Source organism: Hahella sp. CR1 (assembly GCF_029813005.1).
GTDB lineage: Bacteria > Pseudomonadota > Gammaproteobacteria > Pseudomonadales > Oleiphilaceae > Hahella.
Window position 1 is genome coordinate 204580 of record NZ_JAPELK010000002.1, and the last position, 14575, is coordinate 219154.

Annotated in this window: 11 protein-coding genes; 9 read left to right on the forward strand and 2 right to left on the reverse strand. The window is 56.4% G+C overall.

Annotation, left to right across the window (positions count from 1 at the left end):
• Nucleotides 1-64: 64 nt before the first annotated feature.
• From mnmA to ONV78_RS06460, 5 genes are read left to right on the forward strand one after another with little or no spacing between them, the layout of a single operon-like run.
• Nucleotides 65-1159, forward strand: coding sequence for a tRNA 2-thiouridine(34) synthase MnmA (mnmA, locus tag ONV78_RS06440; protein ID WP_216735746.1), 1095 nt, complete (start codon nt 65-67; stop codon nt 1157-1159).
• Nucleotides 1160-1172: 13 nt separating this feature from the next.
• Nucleotides 1173-1790, forward strand: coding sequence for a high frequency lysogenization protein HflD (gene hflD / locus ONV78_RS06445; protein ID WP_216735745.1), 618 nt, complete (start codon nt 1173-1175; stop codon nt 1788-1790).
• Nucleotides 1791-1850: 60 nt separating this feature from the next.
• The gene (gene purB, locus ONV78_RS06450) at nt 1851-3245 is read left to right on the forward strand and encodes an adenylosuccinate lyase (RefSeq protein ID WP_279502020.1); all 1395 of its coding nucleotides are present in this window, start codon (nt 1851-1853) and stop codon (nt 3243-3245) included.
• 7 nt (nt 3246-3252) lie between these two features.
• Entirely contained in the window at nt 3253-4470 is a 1218-nt protein-coding gene (locus ONV78_RS06455; protein WP_279502022.1) for a cupin domain-containing protein, read from the forward strand.
• Nucleotides 4457-5413, forward strand: coding sequence for a GNAT family N-acetyltransferase (locus ONV78_RS06460; RefSeq protein WP_279502024.1), 957 nt, complete (start codon nt 4457-4459; stop codon nt 5411-5413). The genes ONV78_RS06455 and ONV78_RS06460 overlap by 14 nt, the downstream gene beginning before the upstream one ends.
• Before the next feature lie 46 nt (nt 5414-5459).
• Here ONV78_RS06460 and ONV78_RS06465 read toward each other — a convergent pair whose 3' ends face one another.
• On the reverse strand, nt 5460-7661 hold the full coding sequence (locus tag ONV78_RS06465) for an adenylate/guanylate cyclase domain-containing protein (RefSeq protein WP_279502025.1): 2202 nt from the start codon (nt 7659-7661) through the stop codon (nt 5460-5462).
• Nucleotides 7662-7788: 127 nt separating this feature from the next.
• Between ONV78_RS06465 and ONV78_RS06470 the strand changes: the two genes are divergently transcribed.
• From ONV78_RS06470 to ONV78_RS06480, 3 genes are read left to right on the forward strand one after another with little or no spacing between them, the layout of a single operon-like run.
• Entirely contained in the window at nt 7789-9102 is a 1314-nt protein-coding gene (locus tag ONV78_RS06470; RefSeq protein ID WP_279502026.1) for a porin family protein, read from the forward strand.
• Between the two features lie 12 nt (nt 9103-9114).
• The gene (locus ONV78_RS06475) at nt 9115-11283 is read left to right on the forward strand and encodes a FecR family protein (RefSeq protein ID WP_279502028.1); all 2169 of its coding nucleotides are present in this window, start codon (nt 9115-9117) and stop codon (nt 11281-11283) included.
• Between the two features lie 26 nt (nt 11284-11309).
• On the forward strand, nt 11310-12089 hold the full coding sequence (locus tag ONV78_RS06480) for a cyclic nucleotide-binding domain-containing protein (RefSeq protein WP_216735739.1): 780 nt from the start codon (nt 11310-11312) through the stop codon (nt 12087-12089).
• A gap of 32 nt (nt 12090-12121) precedes the next feature.
• Here ONV78_RS06480 and ONV78_RS06485 read toward each other — a convergent pair whose 3' ends face one another.
• The gene (locus ONV78_RS06485) at nt 12122-13084 is read right to left on the reverse strand and encodes a LysR family transcriptional regulator (protein ID WP_127969711.1); all 963 of its coding nucleotides are present in this window, start codon (nt 13082-13084) and stop codon (nt 12122-12124) included.
• 107 nt (nt 13085-13191) lie between these two features.
• On the opposite strand from ONV78_RS06485, the gene aceA reads away from it, so the two are divergent.
• Nucleotides 13192-14526, forward strand: a complete 1335-nt coding sequence (gene aceA, locus ONV78_RS06490) for an isocitrate lyase (RefSeq protein WP_011396215.1) — start codon at nt 13192-13194, stop codon at nt 14524-14526.
• The last annotated feature ends 49 nt before the right edge of the window (nt 14527-14575 follow it).

A 14575-nucleotide genomic window follows, 5' to 3' on the forward strand; every position in this document is an offset into this window, starting at 1 on the left:
GGGCGTTTTTTCACACTGAAGCCTTGGCGTCCCTTAGCCAATCCAAGCCCTGAAAGTTTAAGCCATGTCCACACATCGTAATCAACGCGTCATCGTTGGCATTTCCGGAGGAGTCGACTCCTCTGTATCCGCCTACCTCCTGAAAGCACTCGGCTATGAAGTCGAAGGCTTATTCATGAAAAACTGGGATGAGGATGACGGCACCGAATACTGCACCGCGCTTTCCGATCTGGAGGATGCGCAAAAAGTCTGCGATAAGCTGGGCATCAAATTGCACACAGCAAGCTTTTCTGCTGAGTACTGGGACCGCGTTTTCGAACATTTTCTGGATGAATATCGCGCAGGACGCACGCCCAACCCGGATATCCTGTGCAACAAAGAAATCAAATTCAAAGCTTTCCTGGACTACGCCCAGGCTCTTGGCGGCAATCTGATCGCCACCGGCCATTACGCCCAGTTCTCCCGTTTTGGCGAGCACACTTATCTGATGAAAGGCGCAGATCCCAGCAAAGAACAGAGCTACTTTCTACACGCCGTCCCCGGACAGGCGCTCGCGCGAACCTTATTCCCGGTCGGCGGTCTATTGAAGAAAGAAGTCCGTCGCATTGCCCGGGAGCAGGATTTGGTCACTCACGACAAAAAGGACAGCACCGGCATCTGCTTCATCGGCGAGCGTAAGTTTTCCGACTTTCTGAAAACCTACCTGCCTGCCCAGCCCGGGAAAATCGTGACGGATAAAGGCGAAGAAATTGGCCGTCACCAAGGCTTGATGTACCACACTATTGGCCAGCGCCAGGGTCTCGGCATAGGTGGCCTGAAAGGTTATGACGACGCGCCCTGGTACGTGGTGGAGAAAGATCTCGACAACAATGAATTGGTCGTCGCCCAAGGCGGCGACCATCCTCGACTGTTCAGCGCCGGTCTTACCGCCAGCAAACTGGATTGGATTAACGGCCTTCCCGCCAAATCCTCCTTTTCCTGCTACGCCAAAACCCGTTATCGACAACCCGATCAGCTATGTCGGGTTGATGTGCGGGATGGCGGCGTAAAGGTGACATTCGATAAGCCCCAGCGGGCGGTCACCCCCGGCCAGTCAGTTGTATTTTATGATGGCGCGCGCTGCCTGGGCGGCGGCGTTATCGAATCCGTATTTAAATAGGAGTCTGTCGACATTGTCCTATAACCTTGAGAATCAAGTGATAGCGCTGGCGGGCGTCTTTCAGTCCGCCGCGTTGGTGGATCAGTTGGCCAAGCAAGGTACTGTCGCTCCAACCAGCTATGAATGCAGTCTGAAAAGCCTGCTCAAGGTCGATGCGACCTCAACCCTGGATGTGTATGGCGATATTTATGGCGTGCAACTAGGCTTGAAAGAGTTGATCGCCGTACTGGAGAGAAAGCAGGACCGCAAAAAAGTGGATGTCGTGCGTTACGCCCTGACGCTCCTGTACCTGGAAGGCAAGGTCAACAAGCGCGGCGATATGCTGGACGTAATGAGCCAACGCATCGCGCAGATAACGACCCAGACTTTGCACTTCGACCCCACACACACCAATATCATCAGCGCTTTCGCCTCGCTATACAGCGACACCATCAGCACCTTCCCTCAGCGTATACAGGTGACTGGCGACCCCAGATTCCTGAGAGTGGATGAAAACGCGGATAAAATTCGCGCCCTGCTGCTGGCTGGCATTCGCGCCGCCGTGTTATGGAGACAGGTTGGCGGACGCCGCTGGAAACTGTTCTTCATGCGCAAAAAGATTCTGCAGATCGCCAATGGTATGTTGCGCTGATCGCACGCCCCTTTAATGTTAGAATTCAACGTTTGTTCAACCGCTGCAAGAGATAGAAACATGATACTTAACGAGCTGACAGCACTCTCCCCCGTCGACGGCCGTTACGCCGGTAAGGTCGCCGATTTGCGGCCGATCTTCAGTGAGTTTGGTCTGATCAAAGCGCGGATTGAAGTGGAAATCAAATGGCTGCTGCAACTGGCCGCCAATCCCGGTATCCCAGAAGTTCCCGTTTTTGATGCAGCCACTGCGGCCTTTCTGACCGCCATTTACGAAAACCTGTCGCTGGAAGACGCTTCCCGAGTCAAGGAAATCGAGCGCACCACCAATCACGATGTGAAGGCGGTGGAATATTTCATCAAAGAGCAGTTCAAACGCGAAGGCGCGCCTAAAATCCTTACGGATATCAATGAGTTCGTCCACTTCGCCTGCACCTCGGAAGACATCAACAACCTGTCTTACTCCCTGATGCTGAAGCGCGGCGTACAAGACGTCGTGCTGCCGGTTATGCAGCAGGTCGTCGCCAGACTGGAAGAGCAGGCCCTGAACTTCGCCGCACAGCCCATGCTGTCCCGTACGCACGGCCAAACTGCATCTCCCACGACAGTCGGCAAAGAGCTTGCCAATGTGGTCGCTCGTCTGAAAAGACAAATGGCTCAGATTCGTCAGGTCAAAATGCTGGGCAAGATCAACGGCGCCGTCGGCAACTACAACGCACACTTGAGCGCCTATCCCGATGTCGACTGGGAAGCCCACGCTCAGGGCCTGATCAAAGAGCTGGGCCTGGAATGGAACCCGTACACCACTCAGATCGAACCCCACGATTTTATCGCTGAAGCCTTCGACGCAGTATGCCGCTTCAACACCATCCTGATCGACCTGAACCGCGACATATGGGGCTACATTTCCCTGGGTTACTTCAAGCAAAAAGCGGTGGCTGGCGAAGTCGGCTCTTCCACCATGCCACACAAAGTTAACCCGATTGACTTTGAAAACTCCGAAGGCAACCTGGGCATCGCCAATGCGGTGATGGAGCACCTGAGCCGCAAACTGCCGGTTTCCCGCTGGCAGCGCGACCTGACCGACTCCACCGTATTGCGTAATCTGGGCGTCGGCCTGGCGCAGTCCTTGATCGCCTATCACTCCACGTTGAAAGGCCTTGGTAAGCTGGAGCTGAACCCAATGCGTCTGGACGAAGACCTGAATCAAAGCTGGGAAGTATTGGCGGAACCCATTCAGACCGTCATGCGTCGCTATCGCATCGAAGGCGCCTACGAGAAGCTGAAAGAGCTGACTCGCGGCAAAGCGATTACCCAGGAAGCGATGAAGCCGTTTATTGAGTCGCTGGAAATCCCTGAAGAAGCCAAGCAGCGTCTGCTTGAAATGACGCCGGCGACATACATCGGCAATGCTGCGGAGCAAGCTGCGCGCATCAAAGACTATAGCGGCGAGTAACAGCGATATGTTGACTCACCTGGGCGACATCAGCGTCGCCGACTTTCTGGCGAATTACTGGCAAAAAAAACCGCTGATTATTCGCGGTTTACTTCCCGGTTACGAATGCCCGCTGGACGAGAATGATCTGGCGGGGCTCGCCACGGAAGAAGAAGTGGAATCCCGTTTGGTCTATGAAGAACTGAACGGTCAGCCCTGGCAACTTGAGCATGGCCCGTTTTCCATTGAAAAGCTGGAGAACATGCCTCTTCAGGGCTGGACTCTTTTAGTGCAAGGATTGGACACCTGGGTTCCAGAAGTCGCCGACCTGCTCGACCGCTTCCGCTTCCTGCCCAACTGGCGCGTAGACGACATCATGGCCAGCTTCGCCCCTCCGGGCGGCAGCGTGGGACCGCACTTTGACCATTACGACGTGTTCCTGATCCAGGCGACGGGCGCTCGCCGCTGGCGCATCGGCCCGCCCTGCGATCACCAGTCGCCAAGGGTGGACGGCACGCCATTACGCATTCTGCAGAATTTCGAGCAGACGGAAGAATGGCTGCTGGAGCCAGGCGACGCGCTGTATTTACCGCCACGTTACGCCCACTACGGCATCGCGGAAACGTCCTGTATCACTCTTTCCGTGGGCTTTCGCTCCCCTACTTATGCGGAACTGATGTCCGCGCTGGCGGACGATTGGTTTGAGAGTCCCGCGTTATCCACTCATCTGCATGACGCCACCGAAGCGCCATTAAATAATCCAGGCCTGATAAGCGACGACGTTTTTGCGGATATCAAATCCCGTTTACAAGCTCTGCTGGATGACGAAGCAGGTCTGCGTCGCAGCTTCGGTCGCTTTATCAGCGCACCCAAGTTTGACGCCGCCGTCCCGCCCCTGGAGGCGGATATGCGCCTTTCGCCGGAAGACGCAGGCGAATCGTTGCAGGACTCAGAAATCCAGTGGCGCTGGAATGAAGGTTCTCGCTACACCTACAGTCTGTATGAAGAGGCTGGCGTGCGCCGCGTCATGTTCGCCGTCGACGGTGAGGCTTATGACGCCGATGAGCGCTTTGCGCCGCTGGTGGAAATATTGTGCCGCAGCAACAACATAGACCGCGAGCAGCTGCTGCCGTGGAGCGCCGATAAGGACGCATTGAAGTTGTTGAGTTCCTTGTTAAATAGAGGCAGTCTGGTGCTAGAAGGCTTCGATGATGACGAGGAAGACTGGGACGATGACGACGCTTAAGTACACCCGCATTACGACTTGGTTGGAAAATGAGAGCGAACTACGCGCGATCCGCCAACAAGTGTTTGTGGAGGAGCAAGGCGTTCCCCCGGAACTGGAGTGGGACGACAAGGACGAGAACGCCGTACATTTCCTGGTAAAAGACGTGGAAGACCGCAATCTCGCGGTCGCCCGTCTGGTGCGTCTGTCGCCAGAAAAAGCGAAGGTCGGTCGTCTGGCGGTGCTGCCGGAGTTTCGCCGCCAGGGCATCGCCAAAAGTCTGCTCAAATTCGTTATCGGTTACGCCCGTTCAGAAGGATTCAACCTTCTGACGCTCAGCGCCAACATCGACGCTACCTCCCTCTACGCGAACGAAGGTTTCCAGGCTTTAGGTTCGCCTCATGAAGAAGCCGGTTCGCTGCATCAGCGCATGGAGCTGACGTTAGGAACCGCCAAAGTCGAAGCCGCCAATGCGCTGGGGCAAGACGAGCGGGTTTACCGCACTCACTCCGAAACCGATTATCTGGAGCACCTGAAGTCGCTTACCTCCCAGGCGAAACAGAGCGCCTTAATCCTGACCTGGGATCTGGAAAAAAATATTTTGGACAACCCCGATGTGCTGGATGCACTGAGTCGTCTCGCCCGGGGCGGTCGCGCCACACAGATTAAAATCCTGCTGGGCGCGCCGAAAACGCCAGTGGCGCAGAGCAACCAACTGCTCGCCCTCGCCCGTCGGCTCACCTCCAATATTGAAATCAAGATGCTCAACCCTGAGCTGAGTTTTCCCGAGCAGGTTTATGTGCTGATTGACGATGACGGCGTCTTGCTGCGCCATCATTACGAAAAATGGGAGGGCTTTTGCTGCTATCAGGACCCCGGCACGGTGAAGCGCCTGAAAGATGAGTTCATGCGCTTACTGCAGCACAGTCAGGTTTCGCAGGAATTGCGTCAGTTTTCCCTGTAGATCGGCGTTCAGCTCCCTAACTGAGTTTTCTACGCACAGCTCACCGCTATTTGGAGGTGTGGCGATAGACGCCGTCCCAATCCTCAGGCAGCGTTTGCTGTCTGAGCCCGCTGATCCTCTCCCTGTAGAGACCGTACAAACAACAGCCTGGCTCTTCGAGCTGCAGTTGCTGGAATATGGCGTCCGCCTGCTCCCATTGCCGCGCTCGATAACACTCGATCGCCCTTTGGTAGCGCGTCAGACGATTCAAAGTCACCGCATCCAGTCGCCCCTTTTCTCCCAATGGTTCGTAGGCGTCCACCGGAATGTCCTTGCCTTTCACCTGAATGCGATCACAGAAACGAAAGGCGTAGCCATCAGCCTCCTTGACTGTCGTCTCTCCCACCAGCACATCCACGCCATAGAACTTGGTCAGCCCCTCCAGCCGGGAGCCCAGATTCACCGCGTCCCCCAACACCGTGTACGCCTTGCGATATTGCGACCCCATGTCGCCGACATTCATCAAGCCGGTATTAACGCCGACACCGATTTGAATAGGGGGGAAGCCTTTTTCGGTAAGCTCGGCGGACAAGCGTCGAGTGATCGCCTGCATCTCCATGGCGGTTTTGACCGCTTTTTCCGCATGCTCCGGGTCGTCTACCGGCGCGCCCCAGAATGCCATCACCATATCGCCGACATACTTATCGATGGTGCCGTCATTACGGAAAATGGACTCGGTGATAGGCGTAAAGTAAAGATTCAGAAGCTCTTTCAGTTGCGCGGCGGATAGCTGCTCGGAGATAGTGGTGAAGCTGCGGATATCGGAGAACAACACCGTCAGCTCCTTGCTTTCCCCCGCCATGGAGTAATGCTCTGGATTATCCAGCATACGGTCGATATGGGCGGGCGGCACATATTGCGCGAACATACCGCGAACGCGTCGCTCGACAGCATATTCGTGAATGAATTCCGTCACCAGATACCAGCCAAAAACGCCTTGCGCCAGCAACAGCGTGCTGACCATGGGAAAGTCCATGCGCCAGCGCGTCCATATCAGTGTGTTCAATGCGACCAATAACAGGCTGATCATGATCGCCGCCAGCACCATTGTCAGGGGACGACGCCCCGGCAACACCCACACCAGCAACAGCAGCAAAGCCAGCTGAAACACCAGCACCGCGCCCGGCTCCCACACCGGCCGATATGGAAACCCTCCCCGCAAAAGCCCTTGCGCCACCAGCGCCTGCACTTCTACGCCAGGGAAAACCGTGGCGAACGGCGTACTGACCAGATCCGCGAGACCAATGGCGGAGGTTCCCACAAACACGAGCTTGCCTTCCAGTTCCTGCGGAGCCAAACCGCCAGCCAGCGCAATCCAGGCAGGAATATAGCGAAACTGTCCGCGCCCCTGCCGATAGGGCGCCAATACCCGTCCAACGGCGTCAGTCTGCACCAGCGCATCAGTCAAACGAATACCACTCGCAGCTTGCACCGCGCCCAAAGGCGCGAACTCCAATTCCACCTCATCCGTCAGCAAATAGGTCATCGCCGACGCCAGAGCCAGAGAGGGATAGACAGAGCCATCATGGGACATGAACAACGGGGTGCGTCGAATCACCCCGTCCGCGTCCGGAAAGGTGGTGACAAACCCGCTTCCCGCCGCCACATCCTGCAATTCCAATAACGGCGCGGCGTAGCCAGAAGCATTGATCAGCACATTGCCTGCCGGCGCTGAGGTGAGCGGGTCCGGCAACCTGCCGATTTGCATCGACGTGTCCAGATGCATGAAGAACCCCAACACCGTATCAATCTCCGACAGGCGTTCCGCCAGCTGTTCATCCGGCCGCCAGGACATAGCGATGCGATTAAGCACCGCGCGCTCTTCATCACTCAGATCCGGACCAGCGGACGCCGCTACGGATTCAATGAAGTTATTGCTTTCGGACTCGGAGAACACCACATCAAACGCCACCACCGCCGCGCCGGATTCCTGCAGCGACTCCACCAGAGCCGCCACCCGGGCGCGACTCCAGGGCCAACGTCCTTCACGCTGAATGGACTCCTCATCGATGTCCACAATCACCACGTCCGCATACAGCTCCGCCCTGGTGAAAAACGCCCCGGTCTGCGCCCGCCAGTCATAAAACACATAGTCGAGACGGTTCAATAAAGAACGGTCGCCTGACTGCGTGATCAGCTGCCAGCCGATCATGACGACAGCAATCAGCAGCGCGGGAAGATGCTTGAGGAACCCAGAAATCGTTCGCATGTGAACTTGTTGCAATTCATCAATTTATTGCCGACTCCGAAAAAACTGCGGCTGGCAAAATCACCCTCTCTTTCTAGACTTAAAGCACTGGATGTTTCCGTAACCATCGGCAAAAGGAATTATCGCTTTGTTGATAACCAAAATAACTCGCCGCCTGTTAATGGTTTTGCTGATGATCTGGGGCCTGCCCGCCTACGCCCAGGATTCTGTTAAGAGTAGCTCAATCACTGCGACCTTGAAGTCGTTGAACGCCGCAGCGGATTATGAGCAGGCTTATCGACTGGGGTCCGCGCAAGTGGAGAACATGGAAGGCGATCCGGAGTTCGATTTCTATTTCGGCATGTCCGCCCTGCAGAGCGGCCACTACCCGGAAGCGCAATTTATGTTCGAAAGGCTCACGGCCACGTACCCGGACAATGACCGCTTCCGCCTGGAGTACGCGAGAACGCTGTTTAATCTGCAGCAGTATGAAACTGCGCGGGAGCAGTTTCTCATCGTTCTGGCCAGAGAGCCGCCGCCCGCCGTCAAAGACAATATCGCCCGCTTTCTCGCCGCGTTGGACGAACGCGAATATGAAAGCCAGCGGCGCTGGCGCGGCTATATCGGACTGGGCGGCGGTTACGACAGTAACATCAATAACGCCACCGACGAACGCTTCGTCGGTCTGTTTGAACTGCCTGATTCCGCTCAGGAAACGGAAAGCGCCTACGCCGCGCTGCGCACCAATTTCGCTTACGAACACCCGGTTTCACAATTAAACGCCGCCAAACTGGAGTTCGACAGCCAGCACAAGCACAACTTTGAAAACAGCGATTTTGACCTCGACTCCGCCCGCCTCAGCGCCTCCTGGAAATACCATCGCGCCCGTCGGGAATTGGAGGCCGGGGCCTCTTATCAACATGTGCTGCTGGACGCCGAAGATTACCAGCGCAATACCGGCGCGTTCATGCAGTGGCGAGAGCAATGGAATGCGCATTTGCTGACGTTTTTTTACGCGGGCGTCTTCGTCAAAGACTCTTTCGCCAACCCGCTGCTGAATAACTATCAGCCGCTGACAGGTCTGTCTTTGCTTATTCCTCGCGCCAGACTCCTGCACACCCTCAGTGTATTCGCCGGGACGGAAAACCCACGGGAGCAGGACGCCGCTTCTCTCGCCAAAGACTTCTACAGTCTGGGCTATCGGCTTAGCTACAAGCTTTCCCCCACTCTGACGCCGTACGTTGGATACTCAGGCTTTTTCGCTGATTACAAAGCGGAAAACCCGGTCTTCGGGGAAGTACGCGACGATAAATCTTCCCAGTTCAACGCTGGCGGCGAATGGAAGCTCAATCATGAGCTAAGCGCGCTCGCCGAGCTGTCCTACACGGACAACCAAAGCAATCTGGACTTATATGACTACACCCGATGGCGCGGAGAATTTCGCGTTCGTTGGCGGTTTTAAGGAGGTTCCCTTATGCGAGAACTCATGCTCAACGCGTTGGCCGCCATACTGATGACCTACGGCATGCTGGCACCTACGGCCGCCGCTGCGCCATTGGAGGCGGGGAAAGTGATTATGTCCCGCGGCGTCGCCACAGCGACGGGAGATAATGGCGAAGAACGCTCCCTGAACCGGCGCGCCGCTATCTATGTAGGAGATACGCTCACCACCGGGGCCGACTCCATGCTGCAACTAAGGTTTACCGACAAGGCTCTGATGACGTTGCGGGAAAACACCCGCTTCACCATTGAAGAGTATTCTCCAGGAGACGAGGGTAAAGGCGGAGCCGCCATCATGCAGCTGCTGGAAGGCGGATTCCGCACCATTACAGGCTCCATCGGCAAAGGCGACAGTGACGCCTACAAAGTCTCCACCCACGCAGCCAGCATCGGTATCCGCGGCACGCACTACGAAGCACTGGAGAGCAGTGGCCAAAAGCTGCTGCTGGCAGTCTGGCAAGGAGGCGTACGGGTAGAGAACACAGCTGGAGCCCTGGACCTGGGAGAGGATGTCGCCTTCCGCTTCTCCGCCATCACGCCCGGACAGGCCCCTGAAGGGCTCCTGCAAGCGCCGCCGGAAATGCAGCAAGGCCTGCCCATCCCGAAAGCGGAAGCCCGGCGCTCGCGCTCACAAGGAGCGACCGCGGACGACACCAACTCCGTAGAGGAGCCTGATAAAGAGAGCGAGAACACATCGGCTTCCTCAGGCCAGACAGCGGCGACTGGCGGAGTAAAAACGTCACCGGATGGGTTCACCAACGACACAACCGCCAGCGCCAATAACAGCGACGCGGAGCTGATCTCCGCAACGACGATTGCCGAGTCCAATCCCGTTAACCTTGTCAGTGATCCGGAAACCACCAACTTCACCGACACCAATCCTGACTTGAGCGGCGGACTGACGCCAGCCCCCTCTGGCGACAACTCCGGCCCCGCCATTCAGGACCCGCGCCTGACTGTCGCCGAGTATGAGCAGTTCATCAATGACCGCATATTCGGCGCCGCCGTGGTGACCGGGGCTGGCGCAGAGATACTCGCCACCATCATCGCCCCCCAGACAATCACGCCTTTCGATTACACCAGCGCGGGGCCGGTGACATTCAATATCGAATATTCCTTCAGTAGCTCCGGCGGCACGCCGCCGATTAATACCGTCACGATCATGCTGCAAGATAATATTACCGATCTGGCCGGCCTCATCGCTGATATTGACGACGACCTGTCCCTCTCCGGCGCGCCCATCGGCGTGCGCGAATCCATGCAGAATCCTGGCAAACTGGAGTTCTACACCACCACTGGAGACGTCACCTTACTGTTTGGTCTGGTGACCTATGATCCCATCTCCTCCTCCGCATCCAGTACGGATATCGCCGGCACCCTGGGCGGCATCATGGAGGGCACTTACGGCTACGGCAGCATCGACGGCTCCCAGTCCTCCAACCTGAAAATGGTGTTCGACGCTAACGGCGAGCCGGTTTTCCTTCTGCCGGATGTGGATGAGCCCGGCTCCGGCAGCCCGCCCTCCACCGTGATGTTTTTCGACCCGGATAACTTCCCGGAGCCATACACAGTGGTGAGACGGGGCGACGCCATTCTGGATAAATTCGATCCCAGCGTGGGTGGCCGCAGCAACATCAGCTGGGGGCTCTGGAAGTCATCCGCCAGCGCTGGCGTGAACATATATGACGACGTAGCCAACCCTGACGTTTTCAGATCCGAGGAGCGCTCCATCTACTGGCTGTCAGCGGAAGCCGCCAACACCGCCGACCTGACGGGAACCGCTAATTTCGCCACCACCGGCGACTTTATCGGCAGCGGCTCAGACGGAGCGGTCACCGCAGTCAATGGCTCCTTTCAAGTGGATTTCGATAGCGGCGTCATCAGCAATGGCCTGCTGGACATCAGCACCGCCAGCCAGAACTGGAGCAGCCAGCTGTCAGGCTCTTATCAAGACGCCCAGGCCTATTTGAACGTACTGAACGGGGATATCAGCGGTTCGGTCAATTGCAGCGGCTGCGTCACCGGTAATCTCAACGGCATTTTCGCAGCGCCGGGAGACGCCTTCGCCGGCTCCTTCGACTTGCAGCAATTTGACGATCCAGACGTTCATGTGGAAGGCCTTTTGCTTATGGAACAACAATAGTCCGTCTCTGTGGGGGAACTAACACCATGCGTTTCATCAATAGCACAACGGACAGGCTGCAGGCCCTGGGCGCAAACGTCACCCAGAGCAGCGCCAAGCTGTACGACGCCATCAAGATGCTGTGCGATAGCGTCAAATTCGACTACATCGACGACTTGTATCGGGAGTTCGATGGCGACTATTTATACTTCGTCGAGTCAGGCGAGCTGGAAGCGGTGACGGATGACCGCCCGATTTATCATTTCGAGACCGGAGACCTGATCGGCATTCAGGTGCTGTCAGGCTTCCCAGAGCCGGTCATTCGCTCGGACGGCCCCGCCACCCTGGCACAGATCAGCAAGAAGCGCTTTCGCGACGCCGCCGCGGGCTCGGCGCACTTCAAAGAATATCTCATGCAGATCTCGGCTTTTTTCGCCGAAGCCTGCTGCCACGGTCTCGACACTCAGAATGAAACCCACACTTCCTTCAAGTCGTTCAAACAGGGAGAAGTGATCATACGTGAGGGCGATACCGCCGATGAAGTGTTTGACCTGATCAGCGGCGAGGCGTCGGTATACGTAAAGGATCAATTGGTCGGCAAAGTCGGCCCCAATGAGATTTTCGGCGCCATGGCGGCATTGACCAAAACGCCCCGCACCGCCACGGTCATCGCCGACCGTCCTTGCACCGTCATGTCCGCCCCCATGGACGAGTTTATTTTTCTGATTCGCAATCAGCCGCGCACCTGTCTGGCGCTAATGGAAAATATGGCCAAGCAGATATTGGAGCTGAACAATAAGCTGGTGGATGTCATGCAAAAATCCTGAGTCGCCGATGGCAAGAGCGCACGGGATGGTTATCAGTCCTTGGCTCGGGTCTCCCTCTCTTCGGGTTCGTTGGCGGCTTCGGTGATCAGTTGACGCAGCCAGCGGTGGTCTGAGTTGTTCTGCAACAGCGGGCTCCATGCCATTTTCAGCTCGATCGGCGGAATGGGAAAAGGCGGTTCCTTGACCACGACGCCCGGGCTGTCCAGGGTCAACAACGCGGCGCGACTCGGCAAGGTGGCGATCAGGTCATGCTGCTGCGCGAGCAACATCGCCACCTGATAGTGGCGGGTAAACACGCTGATCTTCCGCTTTCGCCCCAATCGGGTCAGCGCCTCATCCACCCATCCCAAACGCTGTACATCCTTGGGGTTGACGCCCACCCCCACGCCAAAGCCGGTTTTACTGACCCAGATATGGTTGGCGTTGAGATAATTCTCCAGAGTGAAATCGAACACCAAGGGGTTATGCACGCTCAAAAGGCAGGAAAAGCTGTCCTCCCAAATGGTTTTCTGGTGAAAAGACTGGGGCATTTTGTCAAAGCGGTTGATCGCCATATCCACTCTGCCCTGCTCCACATCGAGAAAGGTGACGTCGCTGGGGGTCAGCACGTCGAGGATGATATTCGGCGCCACTCTGCGCAAACGGCGCAACAAAGCGGGGATCAGGGTGCTTTCCGCATAGTCGCTGGCCATAATGCGAAAGACGCGGCGGCTGGTCGACGGCGAAAATACTTCCTTCGGCTGCACCACCATATCTATATCGGACAATATCGACCGCACCATCGGCTGCAACTCCAGCGCGCGGGCCGTCGCCGTCATGCCCTCACTGGTGCGCACCAGCAATGGATCGCCGAACATATCCCGCAGACGACGCAGACCATTACTCATGGCCGGCTGGGTGATTCCCAAGTGATTCGCCGCCTTGGTGACGCTTTTTTCCCGTAGCAAAACATCAAGGAAAACCAATAAATTCAGATCGATACGGCTTACATTCATTTCACGAATACCGAAAATAAAAACTATAAATTTAAGAAATTATGACTAAAGTCGTACACTTTGTCTCGTACAAAAATTCGACTAAACCAAAAGAGGGTCGTTGAGCGATGACAACTGGAAATTACAATCGCGCTGAAGAAATAGCAGCCATCGAGAAGGACTGGGCGGAAAACCCACGTTGGAAAGGCGTAAGACGCACCTACTCTGCTGAAGACGTAGTGCGCCTGCGTGGTTCCCTGAAAATCGAAAACACTATCGCCAAGCGCGGCGCTGAGAAGCTGTGGAAGCTGATCAACGAAGGCGCCAAACCCGCTTTTCGTCCTGAGAAGGACTTCGTCAACGCCATGGGCGCTCTGACCGGCGGTCAGGCTGTACAGCAGGTTAAAGCCGGCATCCAGGCTATCTACCTGTCAGGCTGGCAGGTTGCTGCGGACAACAACTCTTACATGTCCATGTTCCCGGATCAGTCTCTGTACCCGGTGGACTCTGTTCCAGCAGTCGTTAAGCGCATCAACAACTCTTTCCGTCGCGCTGACCAGATTCAGTGGAAAAAAGGCCTGAACCCAGGCGACGAAGGCTACATCGATTACTTCGCTCCGATCGTTGCTGACGCGGAAGCCGGTTTCGGCGGCGTATTGAACGCTTACGAACTGATGCGCGCCATGATCGAAGCAGGCGCTTCCGGCGTTCACTTCGAAGACCAGTTGGCTTCCGTTAAGAAATGCGGCCACATGGGCGGAAAAGTTCTGGTTCCGACTCAAGAAGCTGTACAGAAACTGATCGCAGCCCGTCTGGCCGCTGACGTTTCCGGCACATCCACCATCGTTCTGGCGCGTACCGACGCCAACGCGGCGGACCTGCTGACTTCCGACTGCGACGACTACGACAAGCCGTTCGTCACTGGCGACCGTACTTCCGAAGGTTTCTACCGCGTTAAAGCCGGTATCGACCAAGCCATCGCTCGTGGCCTGGCTTACGCGCCATACGCCGACCTGCTGTGGTGTGAAACTGCGACGCCGGATCTGGCTGAAGCCAGGAAATTCGCGGAAGCGATCAAGAAGGAATACCCAGACCAACTGTTGTCCTACAACTGCTCTCCTTCCTTCAACTGGAAGAAGAACCTGGACGACGCCACCATCGCCAAGTTCCAGCGCGAACTGTCAGCCATGGGCTACAAGTTCCAGTTCATCACTTTGGCGGGCATCCACAACATGTGGTACAACATGTTCGACTTGGCGTACAAGTACGCTCGCAACGACATGTCCGCCTACGTGGAACTGCAGGAAACCGAATTTGCTGCTGCGGAACGAGGTTACACCTTCGTTGCTCACCAGCAAGAAGTCGGCACCGGCTACTTCGACGACATGACCACCGTTATCCAAGGCGGTCAGTCTTCAGTAACCGCTCTGACCGGCTCAACTGAAGAAGATCAGTTCCACTAAGAACCGATTTTCACGCTAAGTCCCCGAAAAAAGGCGGCCGCAAGGTCGC